Origin of the sequence: Gordonia sp. 852002-10350_SCH5691597, from assembly GCF_001665715.1 — a bacterium.
GTDB lineage: Bacteria > Actinomycetota > Actinomycetes > Mycobacteriales > Mycobacteriaceae > Gordonia > Gordonia sputi.
Genome location: NZ_LZMO01000122.1, coordinates 20518 through 37021, shown reverse-complemented (window position 1 = coordinate 37021; position 16504 = coordinate 20518). Strand labels below are relative to the sequence as shown.

The 16504-nt window shown below is 65.6% G+C and carries 13 protein-coding genes; 7 read left to right on the top strand and 6 right to left on the bottom strand.

The features are described from left to right. Positions 1-604: DUF4189 domain-containing protein (locus A5777_RS09450; protein ID WP_064862475.1), on the top strand; the 604-nt coding region annotated here is incomplete at its 5' end. Positions 605-692: 88 nt separating this feature from the next. Then, on the top strand, positions 693-878 hold the full coding sequence (locus A5777_RS09445) for a hypothetical protein (RefSeq protein ID WP_049698283.1): 186 nt from the start codon (positions 693-695) through the stop codon (positions 876-878). A gap of 66 nt (positions 879-944) precedes the next feature. Here the strand turns inward: A5777_RS09445 and A5777_RS09440 are convergent, their stop codons facing one another. Further along, on the bottom strand, positions 945-2453 hold the full coding sequence (locus tag A5777_RS09440; RefSeq protein ID WP_064862471.1) for an MFS transporter: 1509 nt from the start codon (positions 2451-2453) through the stop codon (positions 945-947). 99 nt (positions 2454-2552) lie between these two features. Here A5777_RS09440 and A5777_RS09435 point away from each other — a divergent pair, with 99 nt between their 5' ends. Both A5777_RS09435 and A5777_RS09430 read left to right on the top strand, forming a co-directional pair. Then, positions 2553-3317, top strand: coding sequence for a TetR/AcrR family transcriptional regulator (locus A5777_RS09435; protein WP_064862470.1), 765 nt, complete (start codon positions 2553-2555; stop codon positions 3315-3317). A gap of 421 nt (positions 3318-3738) precedes the next feature. Continuing rightward, the gene (locus tag A5777_RS09430) at positions 3739-5091 is read left to right on the top strand and encodes an anaerobic C4-dicarboxylate transporter family protein (RefSeq protein ID WP_064862469.1); all 1353 of its coding nucleotides are present in this window, start codon (positions 3739-3741) and stop codon (positions 5089-5091) included. A gap of 27 nt (positions 5092-5118) precedes the next feature. Here the strand turns inward: A5777_RS09430 and A5777_RS09425 are convergent, their stop codons facing one another. The 5 genes from A5777_RS09425 to A5777_RS09405 form a co-directional block, all read right to left on the bottom strand. Then, positions 5119-5748, bottom strand: coding sequence for a biliverdin-producing heme oxygenase (locus tag A5777_RS09425; protein ID WP_064862468.1), 630 nt, complete (start codon positions 5746-5748; stop codon positions 5119-5121). Next, positions 5745-6695: an endonuclease/exonuclease/phosphatase family protein gene (locus A5777_RS09420; RefSeq protein ID WP_064862467.1), complete on the bottom strand. Its 951-nt coding sequence runs from the start codon at positions 6693-6695 to the stop codon at positions 5745-5747. Before A5777_RS09420 ends, A5777_RS09425 begins: the two co-directional genes overlap by 4 nt. Before the next feature lie 19 nt (positions 6696-6714). Further along, positions 6715-9723: a bifunctional [glutamine synthetase] adenylyltransferase/[glutamine synthetase]-adenylyl-L-tyrosine phosphorylase gene (locus tag A5777_RS09415; RefSeq protein ID WP_197502335.1), complete on the bottom strand. Its 3009-nt coding sequence runs from the start codon at positions 9721-9723 to the stop codon at positions 6715-6717. Positions 9724-9780: 57 nt separating this feature from the next. Next, positions 9781-11121 (bottom strand): type I glutamate--ammonia ligase, encoded by a 1341-nt coding sequence (glnA, locus tag A5777_RS09410; RefSeq protein WP_064862474.1) that lies wholly within the window; start codon positions 11119-11121, stop codon positions 9781-9783. Positions 11122-11206: 85 nt separating this feature from the next. Then, positions 11207-12808 carry an alpha/beta fold hydrolase gene (locus A5777_RS09405; protein WP_231895005.1) on the bottom strand — a complete coding sequence of 534 codons (1602 nt, stop codon included), beginning with the start codon at positions 12806-12808 and terminating at the stop codon, positions 11207-11209. A gap of 195 nt (positions 12809-13003) precedes the next feature. On the opposite strand from A5777_RS09405, the gene panB reads away from it, so the two are divergent. The 3 genes from panB (at position 13004) to A5777_RS09390 (ending at position 16497) form a co-directional block, all read left to right on the top strand. Continuing rightward, entirely contained in the window at positions 13004-13888 is an 885-nt protein-coding gene (panB, locus tag A5777_RS09400) for a 3-methyl-2-oxobutanoate hydroxymethyltransferase (RefSeq protein WP_005206452.1), read from the top strand. Positions 13889-13985: 97 nt separating this feature from the next. After that, positions 13986-14954, top strand: a complete 969-nt coding sequence (pip, locus tag A5777_RS09395; RefSeq protein ID WP_064862464.1) for a prolyl aminopeptidase — start codon at positions 13986-13988, stop codon at positions 14952-14954. 46 nt (positions 14955-15000) lie between these two features. Next, complete coding sequence (locus A5777_RS09390; protein WP_005206450.1) at positions 15001-16497, top strand: CYTH and CHAD domain-containing protein; 1497 nt, start codon at positions 15001-15003, stop codon at positions 16495-16497. Positions 16498-16504 lie beyond the last annotated feature (7 nt).

Below are 16504 nucleotides of genomic sequence, written 5' to 3'. Positions count from 1 at the left end.
TCCGTTCGGTCCCGGTGGTCCGGGAGCCGGAGGATTCGGGGGACCCCCGCAGCCTCCACGGCGCGGGAACGGCACGCTCGTCGCCATTCTCGCGGCCGTGGGTGTGCTGGTGATACTCGCGATCGTTGCGGTGGTCGGCGTGGTGATCTGGGCATCCAATCGCTCCGACGACTCGTCGACCGTCGCGTCGTCGACGAGTACCACGACCACGACGACCGATGACTACAGCGCGCCGACCACCCGCGACTACGATTCGACGGCCACTCCCGTCCTCCCTCCGCCCGCAGCCCCCACCACCACAGCCATCGACTATTACGGCGCCATCGCGGTGTCGACGCAGACCAACCAGATCGGTTATGCCGTCAACTCGCTGACGCGGGCGGACGCCGAGCGTCAAGCTCTCGATCAGTGCGGGGTTTCGAGTTGCCAGGCGGCGATCTGGTGGCGCAACGCCTGCGGCGCCATCGTGCAATCCCAGACCGACCTGTCGTGGGGATGGGCGTGGGCTACAACCGAACAGGCCGCCAGCGACGCAGCCACCACGAGGCTGACGGGTGGTTCGCCGAAGGTGATCTTCAGTCACTGCACCACCAACGCGGGCTAACTCTGCTGCCCTGGTGATGCACTTCACAGCGGGTAATGGGGCCTTCGTACCCTCACACCAAGTGCCAACTACACGTAATCTCTTGGTCATGACCCGCATGCTTTTTGTTGAAGATCTCGTGCCAGGTGACCGCATCAGCATCGACGGGATCAAGGCCGTCGTACGCAAGCAGGTGCCCCACGGCGAGACCCAGCGACTCATCGAACTCGCACACAGCTCCGACAGCCGCACCGACATGATCGTCGACGTCGGCGTCAAGATCGAAGTCTTCTGAGTCACTGCTCCTGAGCCGTCACTGCTCGTGAGCCGTCACTGCTCGTGAGCCGTCACTGCTCCTGAGTCACCCCACCGCTTCGTTCACACTCTCGTCGGTGGCCTTCATGTCCGACGTCGTCGTCATCCAGGCCACGAGCAGCGCCGTGGCCAGAAGCACTCCGCAGCCAACCCACGCCGCGGCCGACGACCCATCGACGAAAGCTCCGCGGGCGGCATCGAGCACACTCGATGCCCGGTGCTCGTCGAGATGCCGCGCGGTTGCCGTTGCGCCCGCGAGGCTCGTGCCCGCCTCCCCGACTGCCAGCTGGGCCGGAAAAGCCATGCGATACACCAGGTTCAGCACACTTCCGAGCACCGCGATACCGACGGCTCCGCCGAGTTCGCTCGACGTCTCCAACAGTCCCGACGTCGCACCCGCGCGGTCGGCAGGTGCGACACCCATCACGTAGTCGGCGATCACCGACGATGCCGAGACGATCCCCGTCGCGAGCAACGTCGACCCGATCAAGGCGACGAGAAGCGTGTGAACCCCGAGCAATCCCGCGAGCACACCGAATCCTGCCGCTCCCGTCAGCAATCCGGCGATCATCACCGTCGGTCTGCCCCATCGCACCGAGGCGACGGCCGCCAGTGGTGCGGCCACAGCGACCAACGCGCTGGGCGCGATACTCCACAGCGCAGCTTTCAGCGGCGAGTAGCCGAGGACCGACTGCAGATACTGCGTCACGATGATCGAATTCCCGAGCAACGCGAACATGCACACGACGTTGGTCCAGATCGACACCGAGAAGCGCCGATCGTCGAAGAGGTCGAGGTCGATCATCGGGTCGTCGAGCCGTCGTTGACGCGCAACGAAGATCGCACCGAGCGTGAGGCCGACGACGAGTGCGACCGTACGCTCCACCGACCATCCTTCCGCGGCGAACTCCTTGATCGCATAGATCGTCGGCAGAATCGCTCCCAGGACGAGCAGCCCGCTGAGGACGTCGACGCGCCGATCGACGACCGCGGTATCAGCCGGTAGGAGCAGGGGCGCGACAACGAGCAGCACGGCCATCACCGGAACGTTGATCAGAAACACCGATCCCCACCAGAAGTGTTCGAGCAGCAGTCCGGAGACGATCGGGCCCACCGCGACCCCGCCGGCGAGCACAGCGTTCCATGCCGCGATCGCCTTGGCGCGATCGGCGTCGTCGAGGAAGATGTGACGGATCAGCGCCAGGGTCGACGGCATGAGCGTTGCACCGGACACCGCCAGCACGGCTCGGGCCAGGATCAGCAGTGACGCCGTCGGAGCGAACGCCGCAAGGATCGATGCGCCGCTGAAGCCGACGGCTCCGATCATCAGCAGGCGCCGATGCCCCACCCGATCGGCGAGTGAACCCATTGTCAACAGCAGGCCCGCCAGCACGAACCCGTAGATATCGAAGATCCAGAGCTGTTGTGTCGCAGAGGGATTCAGATCCGAAGCAATGAACGGGACCGCAAAGAACAGCACCGAGACGTCCATCGAGACGATCAGCATGGGCAGGCACAGGGCCGCGAGCGCAGCCCGCGGTGGACGAGTGGACATAAGGCAACCTCTTTCTGCGTACAACATAGACTGTTTATGGAGTACGCAGATACTAAGTCGACAACTGTGTACAGCGCAAGCAGTTTGTAGGATGGCGGCATGAGCACCAGGGAAGATTCGACGCCGCCGCAGCTCCCCCGCTCGGTGGCGCAACTGTGGGGACGCGAACCCACCGTCGTCCGACGGGGACCCAAACCTTCACTCACGATCCGCGAGATCGCGCGCGCAGCGGTCGCCATCGCAGATGAACGCGGGTGGGAGGCGGTGTCGATGAAGGCGATCGCCGACTCGCTCGGACTCTCCACGATGTCGCTCTACCGCTACGTCGACGGCAAGGACGACGTCGTCGACCTCCTCGTCGACGAGGCATACGGCCTTCCGGACCCGGAACTGACCGCATCGGGACCGTGGCGCGACCGTGTCAGCGCATGGGCGCGGGCGGCGGCAACCGTACTGCGCGCGCGTCCGTGGATCACCGAGATCCCCATGTCCCGCCCGCCGATGGGGCCGAACACCGTGTCGTGGACAGAGGCAGGCGTACGCGCCTTCGACGACGTCGAGTTGTCCGGTCAGGAGAAGCTCAACGCGCTCCTACTCGTCGACGGATTCGTGCGCCACCATGTCCGCCAGGCGACGCAGATGGGCCTGCTGGGTCAGCCAACCGGCGCCGCCACCGATGCGTCGGGGGGCGCCGACGACTACGAGTCGACGATGCTTGCACTCGTCGACGCAGAGCGATTCCCGGCGCTCACCGCGGCGGTCTCGCAGATGCACGACGGCGACGACGACTATTTCACCGAACAGTTCGACTTCGGGCTGCGAGTGCTCCTCGACGGACTCGAGGCGATGATCGCGCGCAATTAGACCGGTTTGGTCAGACCTTCCGCGCAATAGGCGCCCTTGTAGCGCTTGAGCTTGTCGATGCCGTCGAACAAGTAGAAATCATCGTCCTTCTGCTGGAAGAAAACATCGGAAACTCGTGACTGAATCCCGTTGAATGAGGCTAATGCAATCGGCGACTCATTTGAATGAATTCATAAATCCAATCGGCTCGAAATAACCACCCGCACAGTATCTTTCACTCCTGCGACTCGGGCAACCGCGGATTCGTGACCAATTCAATGCGATTCCGCGCCTCGCGATGGGATCGGCCCTATTCCCCGTGGGGATTGGTCTTATGGTGTGTGAACAACACAAGTTCATGCATCTCGAATTGAGCTCAAGTGGCTCGACTCCAGCCACATATCCATTCCCGGGGCCGTGCGCCCGGCCGGAGGGAACACCCGTGTACGCGCTATACGTCATCGCCCAGATCCTGCTGTTTCTGATCCCCTTGGCACTAGGAGCCAAGTACGGCCCGATGGCGCTCATCGGTATGTCCGGCGTCTCGGTGTTCATCCTCATCGAGTTCATGCGTCTACGGCCGGCATCCCCACCGCTGACCGCCATTTTCATTGTGCTGGCGGTTATTTCGGCCAGTGCGGCGATGTCTGCGGCCGGCGGCATGGACTATCTCGTCGGCATCGCCGAGAAGGCGTTGCGCGCCCATCCCACACAGATACCCGTCGTCGGACCGCTGGTGGTGTGGCTGTTCACCGTGCTGTCAGGTACCGGCAACATCGCCTTCGCGCTGATCCCGATCATGTACGAGGTCTCGTACGCGGCCAAGATCCGGCCGGAACGAATCCTCTCGACGGCGACCACCGTCTCCCAACTCGCGCTGCTGGCCAGCCCGGTGGCGGCGGTGACGTACATCTTCCTCACACTCACCGAGGGCACGGGCAACACTCTGGGCAAGATTCTGCTCGTCACCATCCCCAGCACACTCATCGCGACGATCCTGACTTCGTTGATCATGTCGCGGTGGGGGAAGAATCTCGACGACGACCCGGAGTATCAGCGGCGCTTGGCGGCAGGCGAGGTGGAACCACCCAGGCCTGCCGGCGAGGAGGTCGATCGCGAGCTGCCGCCGCGGGCGGCGTGGAGCGCCTACATCTTCCTGGTCGGCGTGATCATCGGTGTCGTCCTGGGACTGTTCCAGTCTCTACGCCCGCACTACGAGAAGTCGCTGTCCGACGGGACCTTTGAAGAAGCGACCGTGTCGATGACCTTCCTGATCCCGATCATCATGTTCGCCGTCGCCGGTTTGATCATGATCGTCTGCAAGATCAAGACGAAGAGAGTGCTGGAGGAAGACATCATCGGTACCGGCCTGATCGCGGCACTGTTGCTGACCACGGTGCCGGTGCTGGCGGGCACCATCTTCAACGACCACATGGACGAGATCGTCTCGTTCGTCAACAGTGCCATCGGGCTGTCTGTCGTGCTCTTCGCCTTCATCCTCTTCGCGTTGACAGCGCTGATCCAGAGTCAGTCGGCAACCGTCGCGATCATCGTCCCGGCGGCACTCACGGCAGGTCTGGGTGTCGGACCTATGGCTGGCATGCTCGGCGCCACGGTCGGCAACAACGTGCTCGCGTCGATGAGTGGCCTCGGCCAGGCCTGCATCCTGACCGACAAGACCGGGTCGACCAAGCAGGGCTCATTCCTGATCAACGGCTCGTTCCTGGTGCCGATGCTCTTGTGCGCGGTGTTCTCCGTCGCCGCAGGCCTGCTCATACAGGCAGTGGTGTACTGACCGGGCCACACGCGATTCCGGGGTAGCTCACGCTGCGGGCGCGTCCCATTCGAGCTCGGCAAACAGTTCCTGATTCAACTCGAACGCCGAGATCGCTTCCGCCACAAGGTTGTCGACGCCGCTCTCGTCGATGTCGAGCGCATCGATCCGGTCGCGATAGGCGTCCTTGTAGCGCTTGAGCTTGTCGATGCCGTCGAACGCGTAGAAACTCAGCGTCGACGCGTCGAGACCATAGTGCTCGCGCATGCGATGAGCGACAACCTGTCCGCCCGACAGATCGCCGAGGTACCGCGTGTAGTGATGCGCGACGTACCGTGCCGGGTCGTGGACCGTCGCCTCGATCGCGTCCACATACCGTTGCACCGCAGGCAGTGGCGTGATGGTCTCCGGGTCGATCCCGAGTGCGACGAGGTCGGAGCGGAGCCTTTCGGTCCGACGCAGGCGGTCGTCGAGCACGGCGTCGGCAATCGGATCTCCGGCCAACGCCGAGCCGACCTCTTCGAGCGAGCGGTAGACGAAGTACAACTGCGCGGCCAGCCGTCCGTACTGGTCGGCGTCGAGGCGGCCCGACAGCAGATCGTCGATGAAGGTGGCACTCTCGGCCTGCTGGTGTGCGACGGCGGTTGCCTCGCGCAGCCGTTGGGAGATGGTCGTCATGATGCAACCAGTGATACCACCACGCCCCGGTGATCGGAACCGCGGAGGTCGAAGGTATCAACCGACGACGCGGTGAATCCGCGGACGACGACGTGATCGAGCGCGAGGAACGGCTTGCCGCCCCACTTGTCTGTCGAATAGGTGGGCACGAAACCCGCGCCGGATTGCTCTGTGGCGTCGGCGAATCCGTTCTGGAGGAAGTCGCGGTAGCGCACCTGATCCCACGTCGCGTTGAAGTCGCCCGCCATGATCGCCCGCCCAGCCGGAATCGACTGCATCCGAGCGTGCAGCAGGTCCATGTCGCGTACCCAGACATCCGTGCGGCCTCGCAGCGGGGCTCCGGGATGCATCGCGAACACCTGGGTGTCGCGTGCGTCGGGCAGATCGGTGCGCGCCTTCAGATTGTGCAGCGCGGTGTTCGGATCGATCTCGCCCTGCCCGGTCAGCGGCGTACGACTGAAGATCGCGGTGCCCATCGCGAGCGTGCCGGGCACGGCATACGAGTACCGCAACTCCCGGCCGACACCACTGGCCTGCAATCGCGTGAGCGACTCGGGCGTCACCTCCTGAAACGACGCGAAATCGACGCCTTCGCGCGTCACCACGTCGGCAAGTTGGTCGACGTCGGCGCCGCCGAACAGCAGGTTGGCTGTCAGCACGGTGAACCGCTCCCCCGCGGGCGGCGACTGCCCGACCCACAACGGCAACTGGGTGAAGCACAACGCCAGTACCGCGGCGATCGCCACCGGCAGAGTCAACCAGCGTCGGAAGACCACGAACACGACGACGGCAAGCACTCCGGGCACGATCGCGAACGGCACCGCGCTGGTGAGGAAGATGGTCAGTTCGCCGCGCGAGCGAGAGTAGTGCAGCCAGACCGCGACACCGACTGCGACCACCATCGCCCAGCCGACGAGCAGCAGTGCGAACCTGAAGAACCGGCGCATCAAGCCCCACGCACTCTCATCAAGCGCCGAAGACCTTGAGCACAACTGCTTTTGCGCGGCGGGTGACCCGGAGATAGTGGTCGAGGAACTCCGCAGCCTGATCCTCCGGCCAGCCTGCAGCAAATGCTATCTGCCGCAACTGCTTTCCCGGGCCGGGGAGCTGATCGACGGGTTTGCCGCGCACCAGGACGAGGCAGTTGCGCGCCTTGGTCGCGGTGATCCACGCGTCCTTGAGCAGCGCGACGTCGTCTTCGGCGAGCAGTTCCGCCGACCCGATCGCGTCGAGCGACTGCAGCGTCGACGTGTTGTGCAGCGACTGGTAGCGGTGCCCGTACTTCAGTTGCAGCAGTTGGACCGTCCACTCGATGTCGGCGAGTCCGCCGCGGCCGAGCTTGGTGTGGGTGGCCGGATCGGCTCCGCGTGGCAGCCGCTCGGCATCGACTCGAGCCTTGATTCGACGGATCTCTTTGACAGAGTCAGCGGAGACGCCGCCTTCGGGATAGCGGATGCGATCGGCCATGTGCAGGAACTCGATTCCGAGATCCTCGTCGCCCGCGACCTGGTGTGCGCGCAGCAGTGCCTGCACCTCCCACGCCTGTGCCCACTGCTCGTAGTACGCGGCGTAGGCGGCGAGCGTACGCACGACGGGTCCGTTGCGCCCTTCGGGGCGCAACCCCGTGTCGACGATCAGCGGCGGGTCGTCGCTGGGTGTTCCGAGCATCGAGCGCACCACCTCGGCGATGGTCTGCGCCCATCGCACGGCCTTGGTCTCGTCTTCGCCGGGATTCGGTTGGCACACGAAGAGCACGTCGGCGTCGGAACCGTAGCCGAGTTCGCCACCGCCGAGCCGACCCATACCGATCACCGCGATCCGCGCGGGTGCCGCGCGGCCCTCGACGCGTTCGGAATCCTGGATCGCAAACGTCAACGCGGCGTTGAGAACTGCGGCCCAGACACTCGACAGCGCCTCGCACACCTGCGGTACGTCGAGCAGGCCGAGCACATCCGCAGACGCAATACGTGCGAGTTCGGCACGCCGATGCGACCGCGCTGCCGCAACCGCTCGACGCAGGTCGGGCTGTCGCACTGTCGACGCGACGAGTCCCTTGGCCACGTCCTCCGGACGCACCTCGCACAGTCGCGGGCCGTCGGCACCGTCGGTGTAGAGATTGATCACCTCAGGCGAGCGCATCAGCAGGTTGGCGATGTACTCCGACGTGCCGAGCACATGCATCAGACGAGCCGCGACGACTCCGTCGTCACGCAGCAGACGCAGGAACCAGTCGTTGTCCATCACGTCGCACAGCCTGCGATAGTTCAGCAGACCGGCGTCGGGATCCGGTGTGTCACCGATGTATTCGAGCAACTGCGGCAGGATCAACCGCTGCACCTGACCACGTCGCCCCGACGCGGATGCCAGCGCACGGATATGACTGAGTGCCCGCTCGGGCTGCGCATAGCCGAGCGCGGACAGGCGCCGCTGCGCCGACTCGTCCGTCAGCGTCAGTTCAGTGGTGTCCAGGCGGACCGCGGCCTCGAGCAGCGGTCGGTAGAAGAGCTTCTGGTGCAGTCGTCGTACCCGCAGGCTCTGGTGCTTGATCTGCCTGCGCAGCACCGACGTTGCGTCGAGGTCGCCCTCCCGCCTGATGTGCGCGGCGCGGGCAAGCCACCGCATGTTGTCGTCGTCGTCGAACTCCGGGAGCAGGTGGGTACGCGACATGCGCTGCAACTGCAGCCGGTGTTCGAGCAGCCGGAGGAACTGATACGACGCATTGAGGTTGGCGCCGTCGTCGCGGCCGACGTATCCACCCGCCGTCAGCGCATCGAGTGCCTCGACGGTCGATCGGACCCGCAGCGACTCGTCGACGCGGCCGTGGACCATCTGCAGCATCTGCACGGCGAACTCGACGTCGCGAATACTGCCACTGCCTAGCTTGAGGTTGCGGTCGCGTTCTTCTTCGGGCACAAGCGATTCCACACGACGTCGCATCGCCTGGACCTCGGGCACGAAGTCGTCGCGCTCGGATGCCTGCCACACCATCGGGTTGATGGCGTCGTGATACCGCTGCCCGAGTTCCATGTCGCCGGTCATCGGTCGCGCCTTCAGCTGCGCCTGGAACTCCCACGTCTTCGCCCACCGGTTGTAGTAGGCGACGTGCGAATCGAGCGTGCGGGTGAGCGCCCCGGACTTGCCCTCGGGGCGCAGCGCGGCGTCGACCTCGAAGAAGGCCAACGACCCGACGCGCATCATCTCCCCCGCGATGCGTGCCGACGTTCCGTCTGCCGGCTCACTGACGAACACCACGTCGACGTCGCTGACGTAATTCAGTTCTCGTGCACCGCATTTGCCCATCGCGATCACCGCGAGCCTGACCGGGATCGGCTTGTCGCCACACACCTCGCGGAATGCGACGGCCAGCGCCGCGGTCAGCGCGGCGTCGGCGAGGTCGGCGAGGAGCGCTCCGATCTCGGGAAACCAGATGACCGGTTCGTCCTCGACCGTCGATGCGACGTCGTGCGCCGCGACCTGCAAGACGAGGTTGCGGTAGGCCGCCCGCAGCGCGACCACGGCCTTCGGGCCGCTGAATCCCGCGCGGTAGATCTTGTTGCCGCGCTCGGTCTCGCCCGGCTCGGCGACCGCGTCGACGGCCGCGAGCATCTGCCGGTTGATCTCGGCGGTGTCGGGGAGTTCGGCCGGAATGAGACGACGCCACGCCTCCGGCTCGGCCACCATGTGGTCGCCGAGGGCGTCCGACGACCCGAGGACTGCCAGGAACCGACCGCGAAAGCCCTTGTCCGTGCGTAGCAGCGTGTCGATTTCCGACCAGTCGTCGCTCACCTGCGATCGCATCCGGACGATCGCGCGCAGCGCGAGGTCGGCGTCGGGTGAGCGCGACAACGCCCACAGCAGTTCGATGGACTCCTCGTTGTTCCACCCGAGGTCGGAGAGATTCTTCTCGGCGTCAGGGTCGAGCAGACCCAGACGCCCCACCGCCGGTACGCCGCCCCGCCCTCGAAGTGTTGTCACACCTAAGAAAATAGCGCCCCGCCCACCGATACCGGACACGGGTTGCCAACAAAGCAGCTACAGCGGGAGGTAGTTCCTCAACTCGAACGGAGTGACCAGGCTGCGGTAGTTGTCCCACTCAGCCCACTTGTTGCGCAGGAAGTAGTCGAAGACATGCTCGCCGAGCGTCTCTGCCAGCAGCTCCGAATTCTCCATCTGGTGCAGCGCGTCGGCAAGGCTGCCGGGCAGTTCCTTGTAGCCCATCGCGCGACGCTCCGCGGGCGTGAGTGCCCACACGTCGTCCTCGGCCTCGTCGGGCAGTTCGTAATCCTCGACGATCCCCTTCAGCCCGGCGGCGAGCAGCACCGCGAAGGTCAGGTAGGGGTTGCAGGCCGAATCGGGGCTGCGGACCTCGACACGTCGCGACGACGCCTTGTTGGGCGTGTAGAGCGGCAGACGCACGAGCGCCGAGCGGTTCGCGCCACCCCAGGTGGCCGCGGTCGGTGCCTCACCACCGTAGATCAGGCGCTTGTAGCTGTTCACCCACTGATTGGTGACCGCACTGATCTCGTTGGCGTGGTGCAGGATTCCCGCGATGAACTTCTTGCCGGTCTCCGACAACTGCATCGGGTCGTCGGGGTTGTGGAAGGCGTTGGCGTCGCCCTCGAACAGGCTCATGTGGGTGTGCATCGCCGATCCGGGGTGATCGCTGAAGGGTTTCGGCATGAACGTCGCCCAGACACCCTCACCGATCGCGACCTCCTTGATCAGGTACCGGAACGTCATCACGTTGTCGGCCATCGAGAGCGCATCCGCGTAACGCAGGTCGATCTCCTGCTGTCCCGGCGCGCCTTCGTGATGCGAGAACTCGACGGAGATTCCCATCGACTCGAGCGCCTCGATCGCGTGCCTGCGGAAGTTCGGAGCGGCGTCGTGCACGGCCTGGTCGAAGTAGCCACCGCTGTCGGCGGGCGTTGGCACGCTGCCGTCGAGGGGGGCGTCCTTGAGGAGGAAGAACTCGATCTCGGGGTGTACGTAGCAGCTGAATCCCTGGTCGGCTGCCTTGTTGAGCTGGCGACGCAGCACGTGCCGCGAGTCGGCCCAACTCGGTGTGCCGTCGGGCATCACGATGTCGCAGAACATGCGCGCCGAGTGGTGTCTGCCCGACGACGTGGTCCACGGCAGGATCTGGAACGTCGACGGATCGGGCTTGGCGACGGTGTCGGCTTCGGAGACACGCGAGAATCCTTCGATGGCCGAGCCGTCGAAACCTATACCCTCTGAGAACGCGCCTTCGAGTTCTGCGGGCGCGATCGCCACGGATTTCAGATATCCCAGCACGTCGGTGAACCAGAGACGAACGAATCGGATGTCGCGCTCTTCGAGGGTCCGCAGCACGAATTCCTTTTGGCGATCCATGACCGCCGACATTAGAAGTAGCCTGTTAAATCGGTGTTACGTTCATAATTCAAACTCGACAAACTGCACATTTGGCGCAGCCATCTCAGCATGCGAGAGGCCCGTTCAACTCAGCGAGATTCGAAAAGTAATCGTCGACGGCCTCATCGACGCACCGATTACCCTGTAGCGCCGCGGTATGGCCGTATCCGTCGACGGTGATCAACGTGCCGCGGGTGCGCCGAGCGATCTCCTCGCCCACGGCGTACGGCGTCGCGGGATCGTGCGTCACGGCGACGACCAGCGGCGTGGGAGACGGCACGCTCGACGCCGCTCCGGTCTCCGACTGCGTGCTCTGGCTCGACGTCGCCGCAGCGTCGCCCACCGGCGACCCAGCGTCACTCACCGGCGGCCAGAAGGCGCACGGATCGAGCGGGGCATGCCCGGTGCCGCGACCGTCGTCGGTGTAGGGCGCGGCGGCGCGCAGTCTGCGATCGAGGTCGTCATTGGCGGCACGGTCGGTGATGCGCGGACCGTCGGCGCACCCGATCGCGAGGTAGGCATCGGCCGAGTTGTCATAGCGTCCGCCCGGCCCCCGACCCTCCAACAGGTCGGCGAGCGACATCAGCGACTCGCCCCCGCGTCCGGCAGCGAGGTCGGCGAGTCCGGAGCGCAGCGTCGGCCACAGGTCGGTGCGATAGAGCGCCATACTCGTGCCGTCGACCGCCGATTGAAAGTCGAGAGTGCGGCCAGACCCGGCGGGCGCGGGGCTCCGCGTCAACGGCCGCACGAGTTGTTGGTAGTGCACCAGCGCTTCCGAGGGGTCGTTGCCGAGCGTGCACCCCGGCACCCGCGTGCAATCACGAGCGAAGGCGTCGAACACCTCCTGGAACGACCTCGCCTGCGCCACGGAGGTGTCGGTCGGATCCGCGTCGGGGTCGACCGCGCCGTCGATGACCATCCGGAACAGACGGTCCGGGTAGCGCTGCTCGTATTCGAGCCCGATCTTCGAGCCGTAGGAAAACCCGATGAAGTCGATTCGGGAGCGGCCGAGTGCCGCGCGGAGCCGGTCGACGTCGTCGACGACCTGCGACGTGCCGACGAGTCCGAGGAACTCGTCGCCGGTTCGCGTCGAACACTTCCGCGCAACGCCACGGTTCGTCGCCTCGGCGGCAGCGATTCCCTGCGGCGAACGATCGCCGGTGTCCGCCTCGCGCTCGGCGTCGAGTTCGGCCGCTGTCCGACACCGCACCGTCGGGACCGACGCACCAACCCCGCGAGGATCGAACGCGACCACGTCGCTGTGCGTCGTGAATCGTTGTGCCGCAAGACGATCCGCGGCTCCGAGGAGATAGTCGACGCCCGAGGCCCCTGGCCCTCCGGGATTGACGATCACCGTCGCGTCGCTGCGCTCCGACGCCCGGAGCCGGGCCACCGCGAGCGTGATCGTGCGACCGTGCGGCTTCGAGGGGTCGAGCGGCACCGCGAGCGTCCCGCACTCCACCCGCGCGGCCGACGGGCCTGCGCCCACACCGTGTGCGCACGCTCCCCAGTCGATCGTCCCGACCTCGGCGGCGCGATCGGTCGACGCGCAACCCGCGCACACCAGCAGCCCCACCATCACCGTGGTCAGCAGCCGCCCCACGCGACCCTGCCCGCACGCACGTCGAGACCGCAGAGGCCTCCGCGCGAGAAAAGAGCAGGTCACCACGGTGATGGTACGGACGCGCGTGTCGACACCGCTGGTCGAGCTTGTCGAGACCCCGAGTGCACATGCCTGCGCGATGTGAGCAATCACACGTCTATCGCGGGTTTTCACCCAGCACTTCGGTGGGACCATGGAGGCGTCCGAACACAGCCCGGGTACCCGCCACGCGGGACTCGAGGAAGAAAAGAGACAACGATGTCCCACGAGGCAGCTCATTCCGACGCGCCCATCTACGGTGGCGCTCCCACGTCCGGCACTTCAGCATCCGGCGAATCCGCACCGCGTCGACGCACCACCCGCATCCATCATCTGGCACAGATGAAAGAGCAGGGCGAGAAGTGGTCGATGCTCACCGCATACGACTATTCGACGGCCCGCATCTTCGACGAGGCCGAGATCCCCGTTCTTCTGGTCGGCGATTCGGCCGCCAACGTCGTCCTCGGTTACGACACCACCATCCCCGTCTCCATCGACGAGCTGATCCCGCTCGCACGCGCCGTCGTCCGCGGCGCACCCCACGCGCTCGTCGTCGCCGATCTCCCGTTCGGCAGCTACGAAGCAGGCCCGCAGCAGGCACTCGAGACAGCCGTCCGCTTCTTCAAGGAGACCGGTGCACACGCGGTCAAACTCGAAGGCGGAGAACGCGTTGCCGACCAGATCGCCACGCTGACCGCAGCCGGAATCCCCGTGATGGCGCACATCGGTTTCACCCCGCAGAGCGTCAACGGACTCGGCGGGTTCCGCGTCCAGGGTCGCGGCGACGCGGCGGACCAGCTCATCGCCGACGCGATCGCCGTCCAGGAAGCCGGCGCATTCGCAGTGGTCATGGAGATGGTCCCCGCAGAACTCGCGGCACAGATCACGCGCAAACTCACCATCCCGACGGTCGGCATCGGAGCGGGCAACGAGACCGACGCCCAGGTACTCGTCTGGCAGGACATGGCAGGCTTCACACACGGCAAGACCGCACGGTTCGTCAAGCGGTACGCCGACGTCGGCGGCGAGTTGCGCACCGCCGCAGCAACATACGCCGACGAGGTGCGCCGCGGGGTATTCCCCGCTCCGGAGCACAGCTACTGATCGTCTGATCTGATCCGCGCGCGGGGCGGCCGACCCGACCCGCGCGCGGATGCGATCGGCGCGGCCGATCCGAAACAGGTCGGCATAGGGTGAGGGCATGCGAAGCCTCTACCCGCCCATCGAGCCCTACGCGTCGGGACACCTGGCTGTCGACGACGGCCAGGAAATCTACTGGGAGACCTCAGGCAACCCCGACGGCAAGCCTGCGGTGTTCGTCCACGGCGGCCCCGGCGGAGGCACCGGTCCCGATCAGCGACGCTTCTTCGACCCCACGCGCTACCGAATCGTTTTGTTCGACCAACGCGGATGCGGAAAGTCGCGCCCCCACATTGCCGACGGCGCCGACCTCTCGGTGAACACCACGCCCAAGTTGATCTCCGACATGGAGTCGCTGCGCACGCACCTCGACATCGAGCGCTGGCAGGTGTTCGGCGGCTCGTGGGGTTCGACGCTCGGGCTCGCCTACGCGCAGGCACACCCCGACCGTGTCACCGAGTTGGTGCTCCGCGGGATCTTCCTGCTGCGTCGCAGCGAAATCGACTGGTACTACAACGGCGGTGCGGCGCACATCTACCCCGACGTGTGGGAGTCCTATCTCGCGCCGATACCCGAGAACGAACGCGACGGCGACCTTGTCGCCGCCTACCACCGACTACTCACCTCCGACGACACCGACGTCGCCGTCGCCGCCGCACGGGCCTGGACCGGCTGGGAGCAGGCGACGAGCTACCTCATCCCCAAGCCCGAGGAGGCAGCGGCGTCGAAGGAAGACGCGGGATCGCGGTTCGACCTCGCGTTCGCCTCGATCGAGAACCACTACTTCGTTCACCACGGCTTCCTCGACGATGGCCAGCTACTCCGCGACATCGACCGCATCGCACACATCCCCGCAGTGATCGTGCAGGGCCGATACGACGTCGTGTGCCCGATGCGCAGCGCCTGGGATCTACACCGCGCATGGCCGTCGGCCACGCTGCACGTCGTCGCCGATGCCGGCCATGCGTCGTTCGAACCGGGCATCGCACATCATCTCGTCGAAGCAACCGATGTCTTCGCCGATCGCTGACTCGCTCGCCTAGACTCAATTCAGCCATTACCGACAGGAGGACGAGTTGCCCGCAAGCGAGCAGGTCGAGGTGGAGCTCAAATTCGATGTCGATCCGGGCATCACGCCGCCCGACCTTCGCGTCCTCCCGGGCGTGGTGGCGGCCACGGAACCGGAGACGTTCACCCTCGACGCAACGTACTTCGACACAGAGAACCTCGACCTCGCGTCGAACCGAATCACCATGCGGCGCAGGCGCGGTGGACACGACGAGGGATGGCACCTCAAGCGCCCCGGCGATGTCCCGGGCGCACGACGCGAACTACAGGTGACTTTCGACGAGGCTCCCGCCGACGGCGACATCCCCGACGCACTCGTCGACCCGGTACTCGTCTACACCCGGCATAGGCCACTGCTACCGGTGGCGGCGATCTCGACGGTCCGCACGATCACGACGCTGCTGGGCACCGACGGCGTGAAGCTTGCCGAGTTCGCCGACGACCGCGTGACCGCGCAGTCGTTGCTGCCGGGCGGGTCGTCGCAGCAATGGTCCGAGTGGGAGTTCGAACTCCTCGAGGGCGGCACTCAGAAACTACTGAAGGCCGCGCACAAACTGCTTCGTGGCGCCGGTGGTCAGGAACCGTCGAGTGCGTCGAAACTCGCGCGCGCCATCGGCTCGACGCCCGCGGTGACACCGCCTCCCACGCTGGGGCGCCACCCATCGGCGCTCGAATTGGTGATCGCCGACGTCACGCGGCACCGCAATTCCCTCATCGCCTGGGATCCGCTGGTTCGCGAGGACGCCGACGACGCGGTGCATCAGATGCGCGTGACCGCACGCCGCATGCGCAGCGTGTTCTCCGGCTTTCCCACAGTGCTCGACGCCGCCCGCACCGAACACATCGCGGGTGAACTGAAACTGCTGGCGCGCATCCTCGGCGACGCACGCGATTCCGAAGTGCAACTGGAGATCGACAGCACTCTGCTGCGCGACGAAGTGGCATCGGAGACGCTGGTGAACGCGCTGGCGGGCACGGAATCCGCGGCACACGATCGCGCCGTCGCCGCGACCCACGCGGCGATGAACTCGCAGCGCTACTTCCGACTGCTCGACGCCATCGACGAATTGATCGCCGATCCACCAGCCGGACCGGATGCCGACCTGCCTGCGACGACCGCCGTCGACAAGGCGATCAGCAAGAGCCGCAAGCACATTCGGAAGGCACATCGCGAGCTCGCGGAGTTGCCCGAAGGATCGCACGAGTGGTCGGAGCAACTCCACACCATCCGCAAACGCGCAAAACGACTGCGCTACAGCACCGATGCCGCCGAACCGCTGCAGAAGAAGAAGTACAAGCAGATCTCGAAGACGGCGAAGGACCTCCAGTCGGCGCTCGGCGACTACAACGACTCGCGTATCAATCGCGCACGGCTGGCCGAGCTGGCGGCGTCGGGCGAGTTGTCGGGCATGGATCTGTTCGTGCTCGGTCGAATCGACGCCCGTGAACAGGCCAACGGAGAGCAGGCGATTGCCGCATACCGCAAGGCCGCCAAGGATCTCTGAGCCGAAG